The organism is Bacillus sp. FJAT-47783, assembly GCF_022808615.1.
Lineage (GTDB): Bacteria > Bacillota > Bacilli > Bacillales > Aeribacillaceae > Bacillus_BZ.
The window spans coordinates 56,255-78,416 of the sequence record NZ_JAKZKS010000017.1 but is presented as its reverse complement, the minus strand read 5'-3'; the positions used below and the strand labels follow the sequence as shown (position 1 = coordinate 78,416).

Annotated in this window: 20 protein-coding genes, 1 pseudogene and 1 riboswitch; of the genes and pseudogenes, 12 read left to right on the top strand and 9 right to left on the bottom strand. The window is 35.8% G+C overall.

The genetic code is table 11. The features are described 5' to 3' along the window. The first annotated feature begins 202 nt into the window (after positions 1-202). Positions 203-691 carry a hypothetical protein gene (locus MLD65_RS12575; RefSeq protein ID WP_243292213.1) on the top strand — a complete coding sequence of 163 codons (489 nt, stop codon included), beginning with the start codon at positions 203-205 and terminating at the stop codon, positions 689-691. Between the two features lie 135 nt (positions 692-826). Here MLD65_RS12575 and MLD65_RS12570 read toward each other — a convergent pair whose 3' ends face one another. Continuing rightward, a complete protein-coding gene (locus tag MLD65_RS12570) occupies positions 827-3,046 on the bottom strand; it encodes an MMPL family transporter (RefSeq protein ID WP_243292212.1) in 2,220 nt (739 codons plus the stop codon). Positions 3,047-3,266: 220 nt separating this feature from the next. Continuing rightward, positions 3,267-3,659, bottom strand: a complete 393-nt coding sequence (locus MLD65_RS12565; protein ID WP_243292211.1) for a hypothetical protein — start codon at positions 3,657-3,659, stop codon at positions 3,267-3,269. A gap of 323 nt (positions 3,660-3,982) precedes the next feature. On the opposite strand from MLD65_RS12565, the gene MLD65_RS12560 reads away from it, so the two are divergent. The 3 genes from MLD65_RS12560 to MLD65_RS12550 all read left to right on the top strand — a co-directional run bounded on the left by MLD65_RS12560 (position 3,983) and on the right by MLD65_RS12550 (position 6,387). Next, on the top strand, positions 3,983-4,915 hold the full coding sequence (locus tag MLD65_RS12560) for a tyrosine-type recombinase/integrase (RefSeq protein WP_243292210.1): 933 nt from the start codon (positions 3,983-3,985) through the stop codon (positions 4,913-4,915). Between the two features lie 101 nt (positions 4,916-5,016). Further along, positions 5,017-5,526: a ferritin gene (locus tag MLD65_RS12555; RefSeq protein WP_243292209.1), complete on the top strand. Its 510-nt coding sequence runs from the start codon at positions 5,017-5,019 to the stop codon at positions 5,524-5,526. A 183-nt stretch (positions 5,527-5,709) separates the two neighbouring features. Then, a complete protein-coding gene (locus tag MLD65_RS12550) occupies positions 5,710-6,387 on the top strand; it encodes a TerC family protein (RefSeq protein ID WP_243292208.1) in 678 nt (225 codons plus the stop codon). A 146-nt stretch (positions 6,388-6,533) separates the two neighbouring features. On the opposite strand, the gene MLD65_RS12545 is transcribed toward MLD65_RS12550, so the two are convergent. Both MLD65_RS12545 and speD read right to left on the bottom strand, forming a co-directional pair. Further along, positions 6,534-6,785 (bottom strand): sigma-G-dependent sporulation-specific acid-soluble spore protein CsgA, encoded by a 252-nt coding sequence (locus tag MLD65_RS12545; RefSeq protein WP_243292207.1) that lies wholly within the window; start codon positions 6,783-6,785, stop codon positions 6,534-6,536. Positions 6,786-6,808: 23 nt separating this feature from the next. Further along, positions 6,809-7,636: an adenosylmethionine decarboxylase gene (gene speD, locus MLD65_RS12540; protein WP_243292206.1), complete on the bottom strand. Its 828-nt coding sequence runs from the start codon at positions 7,634-7,636 to the stop codon at positions 6,809-6,811. 247 nt (positions 7,637-7,883) lie between these two features. Between speD and MLD65_RS12535 the strand changes: the two genes are divergently transcribed. Beyond that, a complete protein-coding gene (locus MLD65_RS12535) occupies positions 7,884-9,191 on the top strand; it encodes an ATP-binding protein (RefSeq protein WP_243292205.1) in 1,308 nt (435 codons plus the stop codon). Positions 9,192-9,445: 254 nt separating this feature from the next. Here the strand turns inward: MLD65_RS12535 and MLD65_RS12530 are convergent, their stop codons facing one another. The 3 genes from MLD65_RS12530 to MLD65_RS12520 all read right to left on the bottom strand — a co-directional run bounded on the left by MLD65_RS12530 (position 9,446) and on the right by MLD65_RS12520 (position 13,408). Beyond that, entirely contained in the window at positions 9,446-10,792 is a 1,347-nt protein-coding gene (locus tag MLD65_RS12530) for a (Fe-S)-binding protein (RefSeq protein ID WP_243292204.1), read from the bottom strand. Continuing rightward, positions 10,789-12,201 carry a glycolate oxidase subunit GlcD gene (gene glcD, locus MLD65_RS12525; RefSeq protein WP_243292203.1) on the bottom strand — a complete coding sequence of 471 codons (1,413 nt, stop codon included), beginning with the start codon at positions 12,199-12,201 and terminating at the stop codon, positions 10,789-10,791. Before glcD ends, MLD65_RS12530 begins: the two co-directional genes overlap by 4 nt. A 76-nt stretch (positions 12,202-12,277) precedes the next feature. Next, on the bottom strand, positions 12,278-13,408 hold the full coding sequence (locus MLD65_RS12520; RefSeq protein ID WP_243292202.1) for a CdaR family transcriptional regulator: 1,131 nt from the start codon (positions 13,406-13,408) through the stop codon (positions 12,278-12,280). 476 nt (positions 13,409-13,884) lie between these two features. After that, positions 13,885-13,995: riboswitch (TPP riboswitch) on the top strand. A gap of 91 nt (positions 13,996-14,086) precedes the next feature. Here MLD65_RS12520 and MLD65_RS12515 point away from each other — a divergent pair. From MLD65_RS12515 to MLD65_RS12495, 5 genes and pseudogenes are all read left to right on the top strand, one after another. Further along, positions 14,087-14,542, top strand: coding sequence for a nucleoside 2-deoxyribosyltransferase (locus MLD65_RS12515; protein WP_144463686.1), 456 nt, complete (start codon positions 14,087-14,089; stop codon positions 14,540-14,542). A 12-nt stretch (positions 14,543-14,554) separates the two neighbouring features. Continuing rightward, positions 14,555-15,559, top strand: a complete 1,005-nt coding sequence (locus MLD65_RS12510) for a thymidylate synthase (RefSeq protein WP_243292201.1) — start codon at positions 14,555-14,557, stop codon at positions 15,557-15,559. Positions 15,560-15,585: 26 nt separating this feature from the next. Continuing rightward, on the top strand, positions 15,586-16,341 hold the full coding sequence (locus MLD65_RS12505; RefSeq protein ID WP_243292200.1) for a class I SAM-dependent methyltransferase: 756 nt from the start codon (positions 15,586-15,588) through the stop codon (positions 16,339-16,341). A 40-nt stretch (positions 16,342-16,381) separates the two neighbouring features. Further along, the gene (locus tag MLD65_RS12500) at positions 16,382-17,623 is read left to right on the top strand and encodes an HAD-IIA family hydrolase (protein WP_243292199.1); all 1,242 of its coding nucleotides are present in this window, start codon (positions 16,382-16,384) and stop codon (positions 17,621-17,623) included. A gap of 122 nt (positions 17,624-17,745) precedes the next feature. Continuing rightward, a pseudogene (locus MLD65_RS12495) lies at positions 17,746-18,012 on the top strand (recombinase family protein); the annotation flags it as partial. Between the two features lie 133 nt (positions 18,013-18,145). Here MLD65_RS12495 and MLD65_RS12490 read toward each other — a convergent pair. Then, entirely contained in the window at positions 18,146-18,748 is a 603-nt protein-coding gene (locus tag MLD65_RS12490; protein ID WP_243292198.1) for a DUF6944 family repetitive protein, read from the bottom strand. A gap of 219 nt (positions 18,749-18,967) precedes the next feature. Beyond that, positions 18,968-19,585, bottom strand: a complete 618-nt coding sequence (locus MLD65_RS12485; protein WP_243292197.1) for a YczE/YyaS/YitT family protein — start codon at positions 19,583-19,585, stop codon at positions 18,968-18,970. A 284-nt stretch (positions 19,586-19,869) separates the two neighbouring features. On the opposite strand from MLD65_RS12485, the gene MLD65_RS12480 reads away from it, so the two are divergent. Both MLD65_RS12480 and MLD65_RS12475 read left to right on the top strand, forming a co-directional pair. Next, positions 19,870-20,691: a Cof-type HAD-IIB family hydrolase gene (locus tag MLD65_RS12480; protein WP_243292196.1), complete on the top strand. Its 822-nt coding sequence runs from the start codon at positions 19,870-19,872 to the stop codon at positions 20,689-20,691. Between the two features lie 285 nt (positions 20,692-20,976). Then, complete coding sequence (locus tag MLD65_RS12475; RefSeq protein WP_243292195.1) at positions 20,977-22,092, top strand: sensor histidine kinase; 1,116 nt, start codon at positions 20,977-20,979, stop codon at positions 22,090-22,092. The last annotated feature ends 70 nt before the right edge of the window (positions 22,093-22,162 follow it).

Here is a 22,162-nt window from a genome sequence, read left to right as displayed (position 1 = left end):
TAAAATAAAACTCATCAAACGGAGAGGATATGGCTATCGAAATGATAAACATTTATTCTTGCGTATCCGCCTAGAAACAGGGTGCTAATTTGTCACCCCCGACTTTTGGTGATGAGCCAGTAAAATAGAAAGTAACTGAATCCTAAATTAAAAAAAGATGACTTTTATTCCTTATGTAATACATTTGAAAGGGGATAGAAAGATGAAACGATTAATTGTTTTAGGTTTATTTTTTTCATTATTTCTGTTGTTAGTGGGCTGCAATAAACCAGAAATAAGTGAGGCAGAAGTCAAAAAATTTTTCTTGGAATACAAAGAAACTCAATACAATATTGATGATTTAACAAACATTCCTAATAGTCAAGAAATTGCCGACAAAAGCAAACCCTATTTATCTAAGGAAGCTTTTGATCAACTAAATTCCAATCGAATTTTTGATATCCCTCCATTTATGGCGAAAAAGCTGAATAAAATCATCCAAGTACAAGACATTACGCTAGAAAAAGTGGAGGAAAATAAGGATTCCATAGATTATAAATACAATCTAAGTATCGAATTAAAGGATCCAACAAATGGAGGTTCGGAAAAAATATCAAAAAAAGGTGAAATGACTATTAAAAGAGATGAAGGCCAATTAATGATTATTCGTGACTGGGAGGAAAAGGTGAAAATCGGGAACGATGTGTTTTAAAATAGTTCTTTTTAGAAGTTAGTAGTGACTATTTCAAATATATACTTCTTATTTATCTTTTGGCTGAAAAACAAGGAAAGGGATGTTCCAATTAACGGAAGCATCCCTTCTTTTAATTAAATGTAAATCTTTTTATTAGTTAGAATCAAATGAAGTTAATGGATGAACTTTATTAGAATTTTTTCTATGAGTTAAAATTAATATCGATGGCAGGAATAGTCCTCTAATAATGAACGTATCAAGGAGGATTCCTAATGCCATTGTGAAGCCGAATAAAAACAATTCTTGCAGAGGCTGTGTCATTAAAACAGCAAATGTGGCAGCGAGAATTAACCCTGCTGATGAAATAACGCCACCGGTTAATGAGACACCTTGGCCCACGGCTTCTTTCCACGGAAGGTGTGCTGCATTTTCTTTAATTCGCGAAACGAGCATGATATTGTAGTCAACGCCCAGCGCTACCATGAAAACGAATGTATACACAGGTAAACGATAACTAATCGCATCGTACCCCATGAGATGCTCAAAAATCCACCAACTGAAGCCTAATGTTGCAAAATAAGATAAGAGAATGGTTGACATCATTAAAATCGGTAGAAGAATAGACTTCGTTTGAACTCCTAGCATAACAGTGAGCAATACCGTCACAAGTGAAAACAGAATCATCATATCACGCTTGTTCATATCTTTTACATCAAGCTGCTGTGCTGTCTGTCCAGCATAGTGAAGTTCATATTCATTAACTGAAAATCCACTGTCAGAGAGTAATGTTCGTTCTGCGTCCCGTAGTTGCTGAATCGTATCCAAGGCTTTTTGATCATAAGGATTGCTGTCCAATACTAACCGAAGCTGGACGGTCTGTTTGGATTCTGCTAAAAAATTGCGTGGCAAGTCGGCATTCCCAGCAATCATCTCATCTGTCAACTCGGGGGATACTGAACTTACACCGTTTTGTCCTTCTAAATCATTTTTTAGTTTGTTCACCTTTTGCAAAAACTCTTGATCCATATCCATATCTTTATTTGCATGTAAAAGAATCGTTACTGGAGCCAATTCCCCAGCTGGATAATGTTCTTCTAATAGCTCAAAACCGTTGCGTGAAGAAATATCCTCCGGAAATGATTTTAATAAATTAAAGGAAAAATTTATTGAACCAAAATGAAAGGCCCCAATCAAAAATATAATTGACAACGCTCCTGCTAGAAGTCCCGGTTTATTCGTTACAAGCTTGCTCGCCTTTTTCCAGAAATGGTCTTTATCCTTTTTATCTTTCTCAACCTTTGGAACAAAAGGCCAAAATGCTTTTCGTCCCATTAATGCAAAAATGCTTGGAATAAGGGTTAATCCAGCTACTAGAATCACTACAACTGCGACAGAGAATACAGGTGCGAAGTGATTATATGGCTCAAAAACCGTGAAAAATAACGTCAACATTGCTAGCAATACCGTTCCACCACTAAACAAAATAGGTTCCGAAACGTAATGCATCGCCTCGGCCATCGATCTATATTTGGACTCATTTTTTTGCAACTCTTCCCGGTATCTTGAAAAAACAAATAAACTATAATCTGTCAATACGGCAAACAATAGGACAAGCATGATAGAAACAGCTGAACTATCAACCGCAAACCATTCATTTTGACCCGCCAACCCTAAAATTCGATCGACAATGCCATATACAATTCCGGCAATAATCAACGGTGTAATAGCAAGAATTGGTGAACGGTAGATGATGATTAATATAACGAAAATTAATACGACTGTCGATAGCATTAATACTACATCAGCGTTCTTAAAAATGGATATTGAATCAGCAGAAATTCCAGCTGGACCTGTGATGTCAAATTGTAAATCATTTAGCCCAATGGCTTCCACTTTATCTCTAAGTTTCTCCAATGTTTCATGAGCTTCATCGGGCTCTAAGTCATCAGCTAATGAGACATTAAAAATTAGCGTACTTCCATCATCAGAGAACATTTTGTTCTGTACGGAAGGAGGAAACATATGATATGGCAAGGCACTCGCAATATTTTCCGGCTTCTTCCCGGATGCTAACCACTCACTAAACTCCGTTATCTTTTCCTTATCTGAATCTAATATCCCGTTCTCACGATGAAAGACGAGCAAAGCGGTCAATCCCTCATCAGTTGGGAACTGTTCTTTTAATAATTGATCCGCCATTTCCGAAGGAGTGTTATGATTTACGCTTCTTTCTTGACTCGTACCTGAATACTCTTTCGAAGAAGGTGCTAATACACTTAATAGCACGACGGCTACAATCCATATGAAAAGGAATATCTTCGCTCCCTTCGAACTACTTGAAAACCTAACTATATTTTGAATAGGTTTTAGCAATTAACTCAACCCCTTTTACTATTAGTGAATATTATTATAGGGAATGAATTTGAACGGAAGATGAACAAAGAATTACAAATAGAGGGGAAGAGGCGATTTGAGGAAATTTTATAGCTTTAAAAGAATCCCTCTTGAATAGACAGGAATGTCAACACAAGAGGGATCAAGGTGATTTTATATATGCTCTTTCCTATAACAAATAAATGGAAACCTTAATATATTAGTTTTTCTCTTCTTTGTAAAAAATCGTTAATAAGAAAAACACGATAAAACTTACAAGTAATGCAACTCCACCACCGATATAAACTATCAGCGTTAAACCTTCTGGTAAGTTAAATGGTTTAACCATATGTAACCACATGCCCACCGTTAAACCGATAGAACCTATAATCGCCGTCCATACGTGAATCGTCGTCAAAATAGTTTGGGATGTTTGGAAAACCTTATAGAATACTGCCCATGCAAAAAGGCTTAACCAACCAACGACTAAAATATGTGCGTGAACAGGGCGAAATGCATATGAACCTGAACCAGCAATGTGTGCACCAAGTACTGCTCCTATCAAACCAAAGACACCAGCAAACCGCAATAATCGTTGACTATTTTGATTCATAACAATCTCCTCCAATTATTATTTTCATTAAATGTCATCTAAAATCGAGCTTCTTTTTAAAAGCATACATCATGAATATGAACGGAAGATTAATAAATGATTACAAAAAAAGTTTTCGACGAGAAATGCATAACACATTGAATGATAATACTAGCAAACATAAATATCAAGAACAAACGTTACGATTCTCTTTTAAAACCAAAAAGTTACCAAATTTCCCCTTTAAAAACGACTCAATTGCGTGTAAGATATATTATACGCAATAAAATGGGGATAAGTGTATAATAGAAATAGCATATGATGGGGAAGGAGTGGAGCATTCAATGGCAAATGGAACCGATCAAGAAGAAGTAATCGACTTATTCGAAATGTATATGGAGGATTTAGGCTATTCCAAGAATACACGTCGACATTACATACATGATGTGACGTTATTTTTCAACTTTTTATCAATGCATAAAGGGGATGGGTTCGATTTATCGAAAATTCGAAAGCACGATCTTCATTTGTTTTTACGTAAGCTGCGGAATGAGCATGACAATGGGGCCACGAGCCGAAATCGGCGATTAATGGCACTACGGCTCTTTTTTAAAGCAATGATGAAATATGATATGTTATCGAATAACCCTGCCATGGATATCGAACCAGCCAAAACGAAAAAAGAAGTCATTCCTACATATTTAAATGAAGAAGAATTGCAAGCTCTTTTTCAAGTAATTGACCGAAATAGTCATTTCGTTCGGAATAAAATTATTTTATTGTTGATGTCCTATGCTGGGTTACGTGTAATGGAAGTGCATCACTTAAACATCGGTGACATTGATCGTAGTCAAAAAGGGATCGTCGTGAGGGGAAAAGGAAATAAAACACGCTATTTACCTCTACCAGAACCTCTTTTTGAACAACTTCTTATTTATGAGGCGAATTATCGACCAAAACCACAAGATGGTCATGAGGATGCGCTTATTTTATCGAGAAGCGGAAAACGAATATCCAATCGATCGATTCAACACATTACAAGAAAAACAATCCAACAGTTACAAAACGTAAAAGGGTACGAATATTTAAAATCAAAACCTTTATCAAGTCATAAATTGCGTCATTCGTTTGGTACGTATTTAGTGAAAAAGGGCATTGATTTACGGACTGTTCAGGAATTGTTAGGACATGAAAACATTAGTACGACCCAAATTTACACACATGTGTCCAATAAGCAAAAGGAAGATGCGATGCGCATGTTAAATATCAAATTCTAATGGGTGCTACTTATTCCCTGTTTTGTCAAGAAATCTGTAGTATTCTTAGAAATGAACATTGTATAATAAAAATGTTGTTCGAATAGAGAGGAGAATATATTATGCCAAGTCAAAACCTTGTAGAAGGTCTAGTGAAACAAATGAACTTTGAATTTGAATCAGCTAACGTTTATTTAGCCATGGCCGCGTACTGCCAAGCTGAGAACTGGGATGGATTTGCAAATTTCTTTTTAGTACAAGCAGAAGAAGAGAGATTTCACGGAATGAAAATTTTTAATTATTTAAATGATATTGGCGAAAGAGCCTTTATTACCGGGCATGACTCACCTGAAAATGAGTTTGAATCTATTGTCGATTGCTTCGAAGCCGCTTTTGATCATGAAAAAGCTGTAACAAAGCGTATTTATGCACTATCAGACTTAGCTTTAGATGAGCGTGATCACGGAACGATCCACTTTTTAAAATGGTATATCGATGAACAAATCGAAGAAGAAGCAATGTTTGATAATATTATTGTCAAATTAAAACGAGTGAATAATGATCCAAATGGAATGTTTTTACTCGATCGTGAATTTGCTGCACGGACATTTACCCCGCCAGAACAAAAATGAAATCGTCATACATAGACGCCTTTTGCTAACTCCCTTCAAAAAAGGAGCCTTACTTATAAGGTTCCTTTTTTTCATTTTTTCTTCTTCACTCTATATTGGAAGGATTTTTTCAGCATGGAACAATCCATTTGAAAGCATACTTGTAAAGAACGGAATGTTTGGTTGACGCTAGGAGTGATTCGTTTGACATTTTGGACACCAGACTTTTTGTCTTCCCTAATGTCGATTATTATTATCGATTTAGTGCTGGCAGGGGATAATGCCATTGTCATCGGGCTTGCGGCAAGAAATTTACCGAAAGATCAGCAAAAAAAAGCCGTTGTCTGGGGGACCGCTGGAGCTATTATCATTCGGACGATTGCAACACTTGCGGTCGTATGGTTATTACAAATACCGGGACTTTTATTCATTGGGGGGATTCTTCTCATTTGGATTGCCTTTAAGCTAATGCAGGGAGAAGATACGCATAATATAAAATCCGGCCCAAGTTTTTGGAGTGCGATTAAAACGATCGTGGTTGCGGATGCTTTAATGGGCTTAGATAACGTCTTAGCTGTTGCTGGTGCCGCACACGGAAGCTTTGCTTTAGTTGTGATTGGCTTGCTTGTGTCCATTCCGATTGTCATATGGGGGAGTACATTAATATTAAAATGGATTGAGCGTTATCCGATCATCATTACAATTGGGGCAGGTGTCATCGCCTACACAGCATCAAAAATGATCATGGATGAACCCTTCCTAAAACTATATTTCGAACAAAATGAATGGATGAAATGGATTCTCTCTTTCATCATCATCGCAGCAGTCATTTATTTTGGAAGATACTCAAAACAGAAAGAAGTTCCAACCGCAAGCTCATAATGCTTTTATTAAAAAGTGTCCGAAAATGGTATTTACGCTCCGAATTTTAAAAAAGTAGACATCAAGAATGTTGGTTTACAGCATTCCTGATGTCTTAATTTTAGCGTGTTTTTCGCGAAAATGGACTTTTTAAACAGCCCCTTTTCTCAATACAATTGTTCGTATACTTCAAATAATTCTTGATAACGTTTTTGATCTTTTTCATTACGTGCATAATTCAATTCTTCGGGTAAGATCTCGTTCAGCAAGTCAACTTCTTCTTGATTTAAGCTTTCTACAAATGAAGAAACCGTTGAAAAATTCCCCTTTAATATTTTCTTATATATCGCATGTGATCGATGACTTCTTTCCAAATAATTTGATAACGTTTCTCGTAAATATAATAAAGAATTTTCCATTTTGTTCTCCTCACTTTCCATTTTCAATCATTCTTAGTAGGTGGCGGATTCATGTTTTTGCCATAAAAAATTTCATCCATTTCGTGTTTTAATAAAGCCGTAATATCGTCGAAATCTTTCTTATCTAATTGTTCTTTTGTGTCACCAAAGAGATATTGATCTAAATCAAATTCTCTTAGTTTACATTTTGTATGAAAAGTATGTTCTTGATACACATTTACGTCAATCATATCGTATTTCACTTGAATATCTTCGGGGATATAATTTTGAATGGACGTGATATCGTGATCGATGAATAATTTATGTCCATTAATATCACGTGTAAAGCCTCTTACTCGGTAATCAATGACCATAATATCGGGTTCAAACGAATGGATCAAATAATGCAGTGCTTTAAGCGGAGAAATCTCTCCACATGTTGAAACATCAATATCCGCTCGAAACGTACTAATCCCTTCTTCCGGGTGATATTCTGGATATGTATGAACCGTAATATGACTTTTATCTAATGACATGACAACAGCTTCCGGTAATGGTCCCGGTGTTTCTTCATACGTTTCTTCTGGAACTTCTACAACCGGGCCTTCTGATACAAGCATCGTGACACTTGCACCTTGCGGGACGTAATCTTGTTGTGCAATGTTTAAAACGTGTGCGCCAATGAGATCTGAAACATTCGTAAGGATAGAAGTTAGACGTTCTGCACTATAAAAATCGTCAATATATTCAATGTAAGCTTCTCGCTCACTTTTCGTTTTTGTATAGCAAATATCATACATATTAAAGCTAAGAGACTTGGTTAAATTATTAAAACCATGAAGTGTGACATGTTGTTGAGGTATAAATGTCATTGTACCGTCTCCCTTAATCATATTATAAATCGTTCTCCAAAAATTCATTTCTATTTAGTTAGGATGAATCTTCTTTTGACTTTTATACATAATTTAAGAATAGAATTGAGTTATACCAAATGATTTTCGGGTACCGAGTGTATGTAAATTACATAAAAACGAGTACCTTTTGTATTATTCCTTAAAAAATGATTTAATGATAAAATGAAGTGATTTCTGATTAATTCTTAAACTTAGGAGAGTAAACATGAATGATTCACCTCATCGAATAGCCATAAAAATTGCTCTTACGTATGTCTCCTTAGGCGGGTTGTGGATTATTTTTACGGATTATTTCTCATTTTTATTTAGTCAAAATGGGATAGAAGATTTTTTAATGTTTCAACGGTATAAAGGTTGGATATTTACATTGATGACAGGAATTCTATTGTATTTTTTAGTTGAACAACGAACGAAACAATTATTTTTATCTACGAACGCCTTAAAAGAAAAAGAAAATCAGCTTGAAAAAAGTACGCTTCGCTACGAATCCTTGTTTCAGCATAACCCAGATGCGGTCATTGAATTAGATTTAGAAGGGAAGCTACTCTCTTTAAACCAAGCCGGTAAAAAGATGTTATATGTAAAAGAAGAAAACATTGAAGGAATACCTTTTATGGATCTTGTCGATAAAAAAGACAAAGATCGATTTTTTCAATTATTCAAACAAGTGTTAAAAGGAAAGGCGAAAACATTTGAGCTTGTGCTACAAAAAATTGAAAATCAACGTCGAACAGTTCGCTGTACACTCCTCCCGATTATTGTTGATCATAACGTGACAGGGGTTTATGGGATTGCAAAAGATATAACAGAACAAAAAAGAAATGAAGAATTGATGATCAAAAATGAAAAAATGTATGTCATGGGACAATTAGCAGCGTCTGTTGCGCATGAGATTCGAAATCCTCTCACGTCGATTAAAGGATTTGTTCAACTCATGAATGAAACCAATACGTTAAATCAAACCTATTTAGAACTTATGATGTCTGAAATCGATCGGATGAACACCATCACAAGCGAAATGCTATACCTCGGAAAAAATGAAGAGGTGACGTTTGAAAAAGTTGACCTGCAAAAGTTGCTTCATGTGATTGCATTATTCATGGATGCTGAAGCAAATATGAATAATACAACTATTAAGCTTCATCAACTACCGAAACCAGTCTATATTTCAGGAGATCCAAACCAATTGAAACAAGTGTTTATCAACATTATAAAAAACAGTATTGAAGCGATTGAAGCAAGTTTAGACAAAAGGAATGGGAGCATCCATATTTATTTACTCGAAGAAAAAGAAGAAGTGATCGTGTCAATAAAAGATAATGGGGGAGGGATTGAGCAAGAACGAATAAAAAGGCTCGGGGAACTATTTTACTCAACAAAGGAAAAGGGAACGGGGTTAGGATTGGCGGTTTGTACAAAAATTGTGAAACGCCATAAAGGAACGATCGAATTTGATAGTCAAAAAGAAAGAGGAACAACGGTATCTGTAAAACTTCCAAAACTTATTTCTTAAGAGACGACCTTATTATATGAAGGGTCGTCTCTTTTTTAAATAAATGTTCCTGTTTCATGAAGTAGGGCTCCTGACGATAATTGTTGATTTTTTCTAAGAAAATAGACCTGAAAATGAAGATCCAATTCGCTCAAAGTCATGTAGGAACTTCTACATTTCTTGAAAAAGCTCCACAAGATGACAACGAAGACTCCATTAATTCCTAAAAATATTATCAAAATAGAAAATAGACTCGCCAAAGGCAAGTCTATTTTTTACATATGTGATGGATCGAGCTGTTCATTCGTTTTTACCGCCTCTAATAACAAATCCACAATATGAACCGCTCTTACATGTTTTTGACCTTCTCGTTCAATTCCAAGTTTCATTTGGAGTAAACATCCAGGGTTAGCGGTCACGATCGTTGTTGCTTTCGTATCTTTAACGTGTTTCATTTTCTGGTCAAGAATTTGCATCGACATTTCTGGTTGTACAATGTTATAAACGCCTGCTGAACCACAACATCGATCCGCTTCTTTCATTTCGCGGAAATCCACTCCGTTAATTGCTTTTAATAATGTTCGCGGTGCTTGAGCAGTTTTCATCACGTTGCGTAAGTGGCATGAATCTTGGTAGGTGACCACTTGGTCATTAAGTTCGAGGCGATAGCGATTATGAAAATCTACTTCTACCAGTACTTCCGATATATCTTTAATTTTTTCAGCAAACCTTTTCGCTCGCTCTGCCCATTCTGGATCATTACCAAGAAGATGGTCATACTCACATAAAAACGCGCCGCAACCACCAGCGTTTAAAATAATATAATCAACTTGAAGGTTTTCAAACGCTTCAATATTTTGTTTTGCTAAATCTTTTGCTAACTCTTTTTCCCCGCTATGACCATGAAGGGCACCGCAACAATTTTGCGAAGGGGGGATGACAATCTCACAACCTGCTAACTGTAATAGTTTAATTGTTGCATTATTCGTCTCTCGAAACATCGTATCCATTAAACAACCGGTAAAAAAGGCAACGCGTTTTAATGGTTTGTTTTTCGTCTGAATTTTATCAGGATGTTTTTTCCTTTCTTTCGCAGGCGGAATGGACGGTAATACTTTTTCCATTGTCCGCATATGTTCCGGAAGCACATTTAATAGCTTCAGATTTCGTACAGCTTTTTGAAGTCCTGAACGCTGATAAATGCCGAGAAGAGAGACGGCACGGTTCATCCTGTTTGGATGAGGAAAAAGTTCTTTAAAAACAACTCGGCGAAGCACTTTAACGGGCATCGATTGTTTTTTCTTTTGTGAGATAATGTCACGAACTTCTTCAAGAAGATGTCCATAATTGACACCAGATGGGCAAACAGGCTCACACGCCCGGCAGCCAAGACACATATTTAATGACTTTTCCACTTCTTCATCCGGTTCGATGAGTCCATCTTTTACTGCTTTCATTAAAGCAATACGTCCACGTGGAGAGTGAACTTCATTTCCACCTGTTTCAATATACGTTGGGCATGATGGAAGGCAAAATCCGCATCGCATACAATTAAGCAATTCGTCATCATTTAATCGTTCTTGAAATTGTTGTTGAATCTCTTTTTCTATTGTTTTTGTCATGATGTGACCACCACACGCTTTCTTTCACTTTTTGCAAAAACTTTTCCTGGATTCATAATGTTATTTGGATCAAGTGAATGCTTAATGGCTTTCATCGCCTCTATGCCACTTTCTCCGAGCTTTAAGTGTAAATAAGGAGCTTTCATAATTCCAACCCCATGCTCTCCAGTTATCGTACCGCCAAGTTCGATGGATTTTTGGAAAATCGCTTCAAACGCTTTTTCAACTCGTTCTAACTCTTCTTTGTCTCGAACATCCGTTAAACAAGTTGGATGTAAGTTCCCATCTCCGGCATGACCAAATGTACAAATACGGACATTGTATTCTTTGGCGATTTCTTCAATCGCTTTTACCATCTTAGCAATTTCAGAGCGAGGAACTGTTGCATCTTCTAAAATCGTTGTCGGTTTTAATCTTGCTAAGGCAGACAGGGCAGAACGGCGCGCAAGGCGTAATTGATTCGCTTCTTCCTCTGATTGAGCCACTTGAACAGACACTGCATCTTCTTGAAGACAAATTTCTTTCATCGCATCCATATCTTTATCGACTTGTTCTTTTATGCCATCTTGTTCGATTAAAAGGACAGCTTTCACATCCGTAGGCAATCCTATTTTCGCAAAGTCTTCGACGACTTCAAGTGTCGGTTGGTCTAAAAATTCAAGTGTTGTCGGAATGATTTTATTCGCGATAATTTTTGAAACCGAACGTGCCGCAGCTTCCAAATCTTGATAAAGGGCAAGCATCGTTTTCTTTGTATCAGGCATTGGAATCAGTTTTAGTGTCGCTTCGGTAATGACCCCTAATGTTCCTTCAGAGCCGACGAAAAGTCTTGTTAAATCATATCCAGCTACATCTTTTGCTAGCTTTCCACCTGTTTTAACAATTTCCCCATTTGGCAACACAATTTCCAATCCTAAAACATAGTCTCTTGTTACGCCATACTTTAATCCGCGTAAACCGCCCGAATTTTCATTAATATTTCCACCGATTGTCGAAATTTTCATCGAACTAGGATCGGGTGGATAAAATAAGCCTTTTTTCTCGACTTCTTCAATTAATTGTAATGTAATAACGCCCGGTTGAACGGTAACAGTTAAATTATCTTCATCAATCTCGATAATTTTGTTCATATGTTTAAAGATGAGAACAATCCCAGCTTCCTCTGGACATGTTCCCGCACAAAGATTCGTCCCAGACCCGCGTGGAACAACGGGGATTTTAAATTCATTACAAACTTTAATGACTTGTGCGACTTCTTCTGTATTTCTCGGTGCCACAACCGCATCTGGCATCGCTTGAAATTGTGGTGTCGCATCATAAGAGTAAGCAAGTCTTGAAGCAGGAGAGTCCTCCACATTTTCTATTCCAACGATTTGCTGTAATCGTTCTTTTACTTCCTTTTGTAACACATCCAGCACCTCCAATATTCTTTATTTAAGCATAAAAAAAAGCAGGGAATCCCCGCTATGGATAAATACACGAAAATCAATCGTTTTCATTAATATTAATTGGATGTTCACACAAAAACTGCATAGCGATATATAATGTAACGATATCTTTCATAACTCTAGGATTATATCCTGTTAGCTCTTCAATTTTTTTTAACCGATAATGGAGTGTATTGATATGAATATGTAATGTTTGAGCTGTTTCCTTTAACGAATGATTACATTGAAGTAATGTCCGCAACGTTTCAAGAAGTTCTTTCTCTTGAACAATCTTCCCAAGGACACGGTGAATCAGCTGTTTTTTCGTTTTTGTATGAACTTCTTGAAGACAGATTTCTAGCCCAAGCTCATCTTCAAATACGATGGGCCGTTCTAAAGAAGTGACCTTTAATGCCCGTTCGGCAAAAGTGAAGGACTCTTTAATATGAGTAGAAGGGACGATATGCCCAACACCAATCCGTACTTCCATTCGGTAGTAATGAAGACAATAATGAAGGATTTGTTCAAGAAAGCCTTTTAATTCTTGTGTTTTCTCTTTTATGTTGACGTTGTGAATCATCACAAACTTTCCATGTCCCCATCGTAAAATAAGCTTTCCGTCTGTTTGAAACAAATTTTTCAAATCAGCTAGCAAGTGATGGGCGTTTGAGACATGAGGGGATTCAAAACTTATCATGATTACTTGCTTTTTTGTTGTTAAGTCAATATGTAATACATCGGCCCGTTTATAAAAATCCTCTGTCCACTCTTCATTATTCAACCAATCAAATAAAAACGTTTCATACGCTCGTTGCATCCATTCGTTTTGGTCATAGTAATAACTTTCTTGAATAAGCAGCTCCGTCATTTTTTTTAACAATTCCCCGTATTCTTCAATCGATTCCGGATGACCCGTAATCCCAATCGCTCCAACGGCTTCTTGGTGAAAAAAAATAGGAAGACATAACCCGGCTTTCACTTCACCTTTAAATTGCTTTTCATTTTCCGGTGTAATTCGAACCGTCTCTTTATTGTTACAAGCTAACAAGGCTCCTTCATGAAATTGACCTATTCGTTCTTTTAACGTACTAGCAATGATCTGCCCATCTTGATCCGTGATAATTAGCTGTTCTTTCGTCAATTTACGAACTTGATTAATGATTTTATTAGCCAATGAAGACAGTAACATGAATATCCCTCCAAAATAACTATACCATTAAGAAATCATTTGTATCAAAATCCTATCCATTTAAAATCAATAACACGAAAGAGATAAGGTGATACATTATATGGAACAACACACTTAAAGGCTCGATCACAGGGTTACTGCTCTGTCCGTCATAATGATTACAATAAATGTAAAATAAATAGATGAAATTAATTCTTCAGAAATAATCTTTTGCAGTAAATTCGGGAGCGTGGTATTCTTTTTCATAAGGGACACCTCTTCCTTGGTTTGTTTGCTGGTACTTACATTCTACAGGAAAGGTGTCCTTTTTTGTTGTTTTTTCTGGATTTTATTGGTTAATCAACACTCGTGGTATATTATCAAACAATAATCTATTAAATTTTCTATAAATTTCTAACCCAAAATAGGAATCGGAACTTATAGACTATTCAACGAATTTGTGTTACGTTTATATGGAACTCTTTTACAACAAAATAAAAATTCACTAGGGGTGCTTTTGTGTTAAAAGCTGAGAAAAGACTAAAAGTCTTTAACTCTTTGAACCTGATCTGGTTTGTACCGGCGTAGGAAAGTGGGGAAAATGCGTAAGCATTAATGAATAATTTTTATTAAATGCTCTCGTTAATAAACCACTTTCTAATTGAAGTGGTTTTAATTTTTTATTAGGGGTGATAAGAAATGAGTCAAAACAAAAAAGTGTTTCTTGCAGGACCATTTAAAAGTCTAGTTGATCCAAAAACAGGAATGATGGCCAATCATGAAAAACAAAAGTTGTTAAATCTTATATCTTTTTTTGAAGAAAGAGGTTTTTCAGTCCATAATGCGCACAAACGTGAAGGGTGGGGAAAGGACTTTATGACACCCGAAGAATGTACTGCAATAGATTTCAAAGAAATCAGTACATGCGATCTTTTCGTTGCCTTTCCGGGTTCACCAGCTTCCCCGGGAACCCATATAGAAATTGGATGGGCTTCTGCTTTAAATAAACCAATTATTCTGCTGCTTGAAGAAGGAAAAGACTACGCATTTTTAATAAAAGGCCTTGATGCTGTCGCTAATGTAATATCTATCCGTTATCAAAAAGAAGATGATTATTTAAGAGAAATCGAAAAACAGTACTTACAATTCGTTTAGAAGGAGGTACATATGCAATACAGTAATTTCCACGAGGCTTATATAGAAACACTTTATGATACTTATCACAACCCACAATTTTTCAATGCACCACGTGGTAACCATAGTCGTGAGAAGCTTAATTATAACTTGAGTATTAAAAACCCTGTAGAACGTGTCTGTTATTTACCAAGCCGAAAAACGAATATTGTTTTTAATTTTGCAGAAGTTTTATGGTATTTATCAGGTGATAATAGCCTTGATTTTATTAGTTACTATAACAAAAAAATGCCTGAATATTCAATGAATGGAAAAACATTAACGGGGACAGCATATGGACCGAAAATCTTTGAATTTGGCAATGCCAAAATAAATCAATGGAAACAAATAAAAGATTTATTAACACATGAAGATCCTGATTCCAAAAGAGCATTTATACAGATCTTTGATGCAACTGAATTAATGGTACCAAACAATATTGATATTTCTTGCACATTAGGTCTGCAATTTTTTGTAAGAGAAAATAAACTATATATGGCATCTTATATGCGTGCAAATGATGCTTTTCGTGGAATCATAAGTGATCTTTTTTCATTTACATTTATTCAAGAATTAATGGCCAGAGATCTTAACCTGGAATTAGGAGAGTATTTTCATAATGTTGGCTCCATCCACATTTATCAGCCGGATGATGAATGGACTGAAAAGGTGCTTCAGGAAGCTAAATCTGACCCACGAAACATGAAGCCTAAATTTGAATTCCCTAAAATGCCTTCTATAAATAATTGGCCTTCGATTGAAACTGTGCTAGAATATGAGGCTTTATTAAGAAAAGATCAGATTAAAATGTCAAGTTTAGACATTAAAAAATTGGATTTACCTGAATACTGGAAGCAAGTTCTATTACTTTTTAGTTTGTATCAATACATTGCTTATAAAAGACCAATTGATACTTCCTTATATGAAAACTTACTCCCAGTTTATCAGCATTTTGTTATTAATAAATGGCCTTCAAAATTCACAACAATTGTAAAATAAATCTAGCCGAGGAGGAGAAGTAGATTATGAAAACTTCTTTTAAAGAAGGAACCATTGCTAATAAATTTGAAGTTTACAATGATATACTCGAACAAACTTTAGGATTTCGCTTTGTCTTTGAAACTTTCCTTTCAAATCCCAATGTAAAAAATATACTTGACTATGGATGCGGACCGGGAAAAGTAGCTTATAGATTGTCCAAAAGTACGAACCTAAACATCATTGCTGTAGATGAATCAAAAGAAATGCTCGACATTGCTCAGGAAAAAAGAAACCATCCAAACGTAGATTATCATTTGATTGAAAATGACCAGTTGTCTTTTCTTGAGAATAATTCAGTTGACGGAGCCATGACCTGTTATGTATTTATTAATACGGAAAATAAAGATAGGATTCGGCGAATTATGATAGAGATTTATCGAGTACTAAAACCTGATTCACCATTTGTTATTTTAGATACAAACCCTGACTCAACAGGTATCGAGTTTTCTACGTTTCGAAATGGTATACCAGGAAAAAAATATATAAGTGGAGAAGCACGACAAGAATGGTTACATATAGAGAACCAAGAGGATCTTATATTACATGACTTTCACTGGCCAAAATCAATGTATCAGGAAGTTCTGAAAGAGGTAGGTTTCCGAAATATCGAACAACTAGAACCAACTTTACGAGATATTCCTTATGAGGAATTAAAAAGGATTGAACAAGAACATAAATTTAGCCAATGGACACAGGAATGGGATTACCCTCCCTTCGTTCTTTATCGATCCGTCAAATAAGTAATGGAAGGTTTCAGAACTGTTCCAAGGAGAGAATATTATGATAGCTGATGAATTTGATGTATTTTTATTTGACTTAGATGGAGTAATTTATATAGGATCAGAACCACTTCCTGAGGTAGTAGAATCACTTAGGCGTCTTCGAAAAGAAAAGAAAGAGATTAGATTTTTAACTAATAATCCATGTACAACACGGGAAAAAACAGCAAAACGGTTAAGTAATCTAGGTATAGAAGCTAGCAGCGAAGAAGTAATTACGTCTGGTTGGTTGACCGCACAATATTTACACCATGAAAAAGTCAGAACTGCATTTGTTTTAAGTGATGAAAATTTAAAATGGGAATGTCAACAAGTTGGTATCAATATAAAAGATCAAACCAATGTAGAAGCCGTTGTTGTTGGGTGGGACGATAATGCGTCTTTTCATGATATCCAGAAAGCAGCAAAATTTATTCATAAAGGATCCAAATTTGTTGCCACAAATGCAGACAGAACGTTTCCAACCCCTGAAGGTCCTTTACCTGCTGTTGGGGCAATAGTGGAAGCGATTCGAGTTTCAACGGAGAAAAGACCTATCGTTGTTGGAAAGCCTTATCCTTATATGTTTAAAGAGGCACTTGAAGATTTTATTCCATCCTCCAGAGCAGTAATGGTTGGTGATAATCCATATACTGATATTTTGGGTGCACATCAGGCAGGAATATCGGCCATTTTGGTATCAGACCAAAATGTTAAAAAGTTTCCATCAGCAAGAGATTTCCGCAATCCAGATGCTACGATACCAAATTTAAAGAGTTTATTTGACAGTAATATAAACATAAAAAAATGGATTTCTCCTTGCTTTTCTTGGCCAGACAATATCAAAGCAGGAGTTGCAGGCATTATTTTTGATAAAAAACAGCGAGTTCTTTTAATGAAACGTGCAGATAACGGATTATGGGGAATTCCATCGGGTCATGTTGAGCCAGGAGAAACTGTGGAGGAAGCAATCATCAGAGAAATTAGGGAAGAAACCGGTTTGAGAGTCAAAGTTAATAGGTTAATAGGAGTTTATTCTGATCCTGTTTCTCAGGTTTTTTCATATCCAAATGGTAATGTAAGTCACTTTATTACAACTTGTTTTGAATGTGAAGTTATAGGTGGAACTCTAAATAGAAAAAGCGAAGAGACATTAGATGCGGACTATTTCGACTTTAATCATTTACCAGAAAATCTCCTGAACATGCATCCAAGATGGCTTAAGGATGCATTAGAAATGGAAAGAATTTCTTATATTCGTTAGTTGAGTAATACGCCCTATAGAAAAACAGAAATGACTAAAAGTGGAAACTTTAAGTCATTTTTCGATTTTACACATATTTACTGTTTGTTGCGGGTAATGACAGCTACGCTGTTGTTACCCCTGATACCTCGACGGTGATGGGAAAATTTTCCTTTCGTACCGTGGCAAGTATTGCAGAACTGGAACGAGATACCATTAGTGAACGGACAAAATCAGGGTTGCAAGCGGCAAGGTCCAGAGGGAAAAAGGGCGGTAGACCTACCAAGAGAGAAGATAAAGTAGAGATTGCAATTAAAATGTATAAGAGTAAAGACTATTCAATTAAAGAAATTACCGAAATGACAGGACTCAGCAAAACAACACTGTTTCGTTACTTAGAGAAATCTTAAATATAAAAAGGGTTGCTTCGCTCTATTTTACAATTTGTGTAAGTATTATGACGGACTAGAGCAGCAACCCTGTGATCGAGCCTTAAAGAGAAGAAACATATCCATTAATTGAACATATTTTCGGATAACTCTACTATTCCTCCAATTCCACTTCAAATTCCTTCGTTGTTGCAATGGCTGCAATGGTTGCTCCTGCTGTTTGCGCATAGCTACCAAACGCAACAATTTGCTCACCTTGCTTTTCTTTTCCGTTTAAAATATTTAAAATGCCAATGGCTTCGATAGCTGCTCCCGCAGACTGTAACGATAAACCGGAAAGCTTTAATTTGGCAAATTCAGAGTCACTTACACTGGCACCAACAGCTTCAAAAGCTGCACCGATGGATTGGATCACATCTCCTGTTAAATCTAATCTTAGAGTATCGAACTCATCATGTTTTAAAGACATCGCATTTGCAACAGCATTTGTTGAGTTACCACCAGCTTGAAGCCATCCACCAAGAACGGAAAAGGATTGGCCTTTTTGTTGTTCATTTGATTTAGATGTTGCAATGGCTTGAAAGGAGTTTCCGACCGCTTCTAATGTATTTCCTATGATGACAAGTTTTGTCGCCAGCTCTTCTGCTTCCATTGATTCTACTTTTATTATGATTGTATGTCCAATAGAGGCAATTGCTGTACCAGCTGTTTGAGTCCAAACACCTGCAAGTTCGAGTAATCGGCTATCCTTTTCCATCCATCACACCCTCCCTAACTACAGTATATTCACAACAAACGGAAGTGAAATAGGACAGGTACCATTATGTTTTTCAAACGATATGATTTTATGGGGGATTGCCTTAAACCTATTTATCTTTTTCATGTTCTTCCTTTCTTGGTCGATTAACCCAAAACCGTAAAGAACAAAAAAACGCCTTCATCTTACTCGAAAAGATGAAGGCGTTTTTGAGAATAATTATTTAACGGCAGGTTCTCTGCGGATTTTTTTCATGAGCTCCTCACAAAAAGGAAATGATAACTGGACAACGAATCCTAATGTTAACGTTACGACAATGGTTCCAACTCCAATCGCACCTTTAAAAAGAAAGGCAAGCATTAAAGCGAATCCTTCACTAATGATTCGTGCACTTCGAAGATTAAGGCCAAATCGTTTATGAACCGCTACCATTAATGTATCCATTGGACTCGCTGGAAATTTTGCTTGTAAGTATATCGCAATGCCAATTCCCATCGTAAGAATGCCGGCAATTAAGTAAGCAAATTGTAAGAACAGATGCTGTGGTGATAAAGGTTGTAAAACCATTATTAACCAAAAGTCAATTAAGACGCCAATCAATAAAATCGTTGCAGCAGCTAAAATTTCTGGTCTTTTCTTTAATAGAATGGAGTTAATGAAGATTAATACGATTCCGTTAATAAATACACATGTTCCTACCGTCATACCGAACATGTTTGATTCACCAACCGCTAAAGCATCCCAAGCGGAAGCACCAAGCCCTGATTTAATAATTAGTCCGACACCTAACGTTAAAATAAATAAACCAAGCATAAAAAATAACAATCTCTCTTTCATCCTGCTAACTCCTTAAATATATATAATCAGACATCAGTCGTCTTACCTTTAAACCGTTTACATAAAAAATCATACTGAATAAGCCACCAAAACGCAAGAAGAAAAGATTAGAAAATCACTATCTATTCATTAAAGTTCAGTGAATAGTTTGTGATTCGGCATAATTTTATAGTAAACTATGAAAAGTGAAATCCCCTTTAGAATCAGTAAACTAAGGGGCTACCTTCTATTTTAACCCTCACATTTTTTATTCTAAAATGACGGAAAGGAATTATGATAAAACGATGAAATGTTTTTCAATTGATCTAGATGGTACATTACTCAATTCTCAGCATGAAATTTCGGACGAAAATTTAGCTGTTTTACGTGAATTGAAAGAAGAAGGACATACAGTCATTTTAAATACGGGCCGTGCTTTTCCAGATGTGATGAAAATTGAAGCGGTAAAACAGCTTGAAATACCAATTTTTTGTGTCAATGGCTCAGTTCTTTATTCGGAGAAAAGAGAGCTTATGTATGAAGCAACAATTGACGTAAAGGCATATAAAGAAATTTTCACAACATTAATGAAGTTAAATGTCGGCGTCCTTGTCTATACAAACGAAGGTGGTCTTCCGTCTACATTGCCACCATTACACAGCATGAACTGGGATGAAATCGAGAAAATGTTCCGCAAGTTCAACTATGAATCGATATTGAACATGGAAAATCTAAAAATATATAAACTAATTGCCTTAGTCCATCATGATAATCTTGAGAAAATAAAAGAAGTAAAGGACGTTCTCCGAAAACGTGATGACATTTCAATCGCCTCATCATTTCCAAATAATGTCGAAATCACATCTGGCGAAGCCCATAAAGGAAAAGCAATTTTACGCTACCAAAACATGAAGAGTCTCTCGTTTGATGAAATTTACGCATTTGGCGATGGGGGAAACGACCTCGGTCAATTTGAAGTGGCAACAACTAAAATAGCGATGGAAAATGCCCCACAAGAAATAAAGGATCATGCAGACTATATTACAAAGTCTAATGATGAAAACGGCTTCGCATATGCTGTGAAAGAATTATTAAAAGTAGGAATCAAAAGTCATTTGGCGGTCTAAATGTTTTTGCAAATTCATTCATTTATATAAGCATCGATTTTGATCGATATGATATCGACTGAGAAATGCTGTGTTTGCGCAGCATTTCTTCCTTTTTATGGATGGTTTCACCCCCTCTTAACGAGCTGAAAGACCAATACTGAATGAAGTTTTTTTAATAACAAGTGATTAAGATGGAAATATTCAAACACCTTTGAAAAATTCCTAATTTCACGCTGTAATGTGGTATTATTAATAAAAACAGTGATTATTCCCATAGCAGAAGGACGAAAGTGGGTTTGATAGATGGATGATATTCGCAAACAACTCTTGAATTATTTAGAAAACAATGTCACTACTTTTGTTAAGTCTTGGCGACAAAAGGCCATGATTTCTGAAACAGATATTCATAAAGATAAAGTATACATAAATGGAATAAAAATGTATGAGTTAGTCAAGCAAACGCTTGAATATTCATTAACTGAAGATGATATTCGAGAACTCGCTTATAAAGTTGCCTTTGAAAGAGCAGATGCCGAAATGAATATTAGTGATTTTGCTTACAATGTGAATGCAGGACGAAGTGAAATCATGAAATGGGTTGTAAGTTCGGGAATACCAGTCGAAAGCTTGCCAGCACTTATTGAAGATATTAATCAATTATTTGATCAATTCACGTATTATGCTGTAAAGAGATATACAGAAATAAAGGAAGAACAATTACAAGAAAAAGAACTTTTTATTGATCTAACTCATAAAGAAAGATTGACGATTTTAGGACAGATGTCCTCAAGTTTCGTTCATGAATTTAGAAACCCATTAACGACCATCCTCGGTTTTACAAAGCTCATAAAAAGTGAATACCCCACTTTGAAGTATATTGATATTATAGAGCGTGAACTACATCAACTAAACTCTCAAATTACAAAATTTCTGCATACTTCAAAAAAAGAGATCCTTTTTGGAGAAAAAAAGAGGAATTCTTTGTCCGAATTGATACAAGGAGTACTTGAATTCATTTATCCGAGCATCGTTGATGGAGACGTGACTGTTGAAACAAAAATTGATCCTGACATTAAGATTTATGCCAATAAAGAGGAACTAAGGCAAGTTTTCCTGAATATTCTTCTGAACTCCATTTATGCTCTGCAGCAAGTGAGATATCCGAGAAAAATAATCATCGAATGTAGGATAAAAGAGAATGAAGTTGAAGTATTCATTTCCAATAATGGCCCGGTTATTCCAAAAGAGATTATTGATATTATTTTTGAACCATTTTTTACAACGAAGGAATTAGGAACAGGCATCGGTTTATATATATGCAAAAAAATTATCGAAAGCCATAATGGGAAAATCAACTGCACATCAAACGAACATTCAACTACTTTTTCGATTACATTACCGCTAGCAAATATGGTTTGAGAATATGACAAAGAAATCAAAAGATTCTTAACTTTCCCTTCAAACCAATACATCTTCTATGCTATAATAA

Excerpts from the sequence above, each read along its gene's own strand:
- MLD65_RS12510 (WP_243292201.1), top strand. The coding sequence starts at position 14,555 with ATGCAATACAGTAATTTCCACGAGGCTTATATAGAAACACTTTATGAT.
- speD (WP_243292206.1), bottom strand. The coding sequence starts at position 7,636 with ATGACATTTATACCTCAACAACATGTCACACTTCATGGTTTTAATAAT.
- MLD65_RS12535 (WP_243292205.1), top strand. The coding sequence starts at position 7,884 with ATGAATGATTCACCTCATCGAATAGCCATAAAAATTGCTCTTACGTAT.
- MLD65_RS12560 (WP_243292210.1), top strand. The coding sequence starts at position 3,983 with ATGGCAAATGGAACCGATCAAGAAGAAGTAATCGACTTATTCGAAATG.
- MLD65_RS12555 (WP_243292209.1), top strand. The coding sequence starts at position 5,017 with ATGCCAAGTCAAAACCTTGTAGAAGGTCTAGTGAAACAAATGAACTTT.
- MLD65_RS12565 (WP_243292211.1), bottom strand. The coding sequence starts at position 3,659 with ATGAATCAAAATAGTCAACGATTATTGCGGTTTGCTGGTGTCTTTGGT.
- MLD65_RS12480 (WP_243292196.1), top strand. The coding sequence starts at position 19,870 with ATGAAATGTTTTTCAATTGATCTAGATGGTACATTACTCAATTCTCAG.
- MLD65_RS12575 (WP_243292213.1), top strand. The coding sequence starts at position 203 with ATGAAACGATTAATTGTTTTAGGTTTATTTTTTTCATTATTTCTGTTG.
- MLD65_RS12530 (WP_243292204.1), bottom strand. The coding sequence starts at position 10,792 with ATGACAAAAACAATAGAAAAAGAGATTCAACAACAATTTCAAGAACGA.
- MLD65_RS12505 (WP_243292200.1), top strand. The coding sequence starts at position 15,586 with ATGAAAACTTCTTTTAAAGAAGGAACCATTGCTAATAAATTTGAAGTT.
- MLD65_RS12515 (WP_144463686.1), top strand. The coding sequence starts at position 14,087 with ATGAGTCAAAACAAAAAAGTGTTTCTTGCAGGACCATTTAAAAGTCTA.
- MLD65_RS12475 (WP_243292195.1), top strand. The coding sequence starts at position 20,977 with ATGGATGATATTCGCAAACAACTCTTGAATTATTTAGAAAACAATGTC.
- MLD65_RS12490 (WP_243292198.1), bottom strand. The coding sequence starts at position 18,748 with ATGGAAAAGGATAGCCGATTACTCGAACTTGCAGGTGTTTGGACTCAA.
- MLD65_RS12485 (WP_243292197.1), bottom strand. The coding sequence starts at position 19,585 with ATGAAAGAGAGATTGTTATTTTTTATGCTTGGTTTATTTATTTTAACG.
- MLD65_RS12520 (WP_243292202.1), bottom strand. The coding sequence starts at position 13,408 with ATGTTACTGTCTTCATTGGCTAATAAAATCATTAATCAAGTTCGTAAA.
- MLD65_RS12545 (WP_243292207.1), bottom strand. The coding sequence starts at position 6,785 with ATGGAAAATTCTTTATTATATTTACGAGAAACGTTATCAAATTATTTG.
- MLD65_RS12500 (WP_243292199.1), top strand. The coding sequence starts at position 16,382 with ATGATAGCTGATGAATTTGATGTATTTTTATTTGACTTAGATGGAGTA.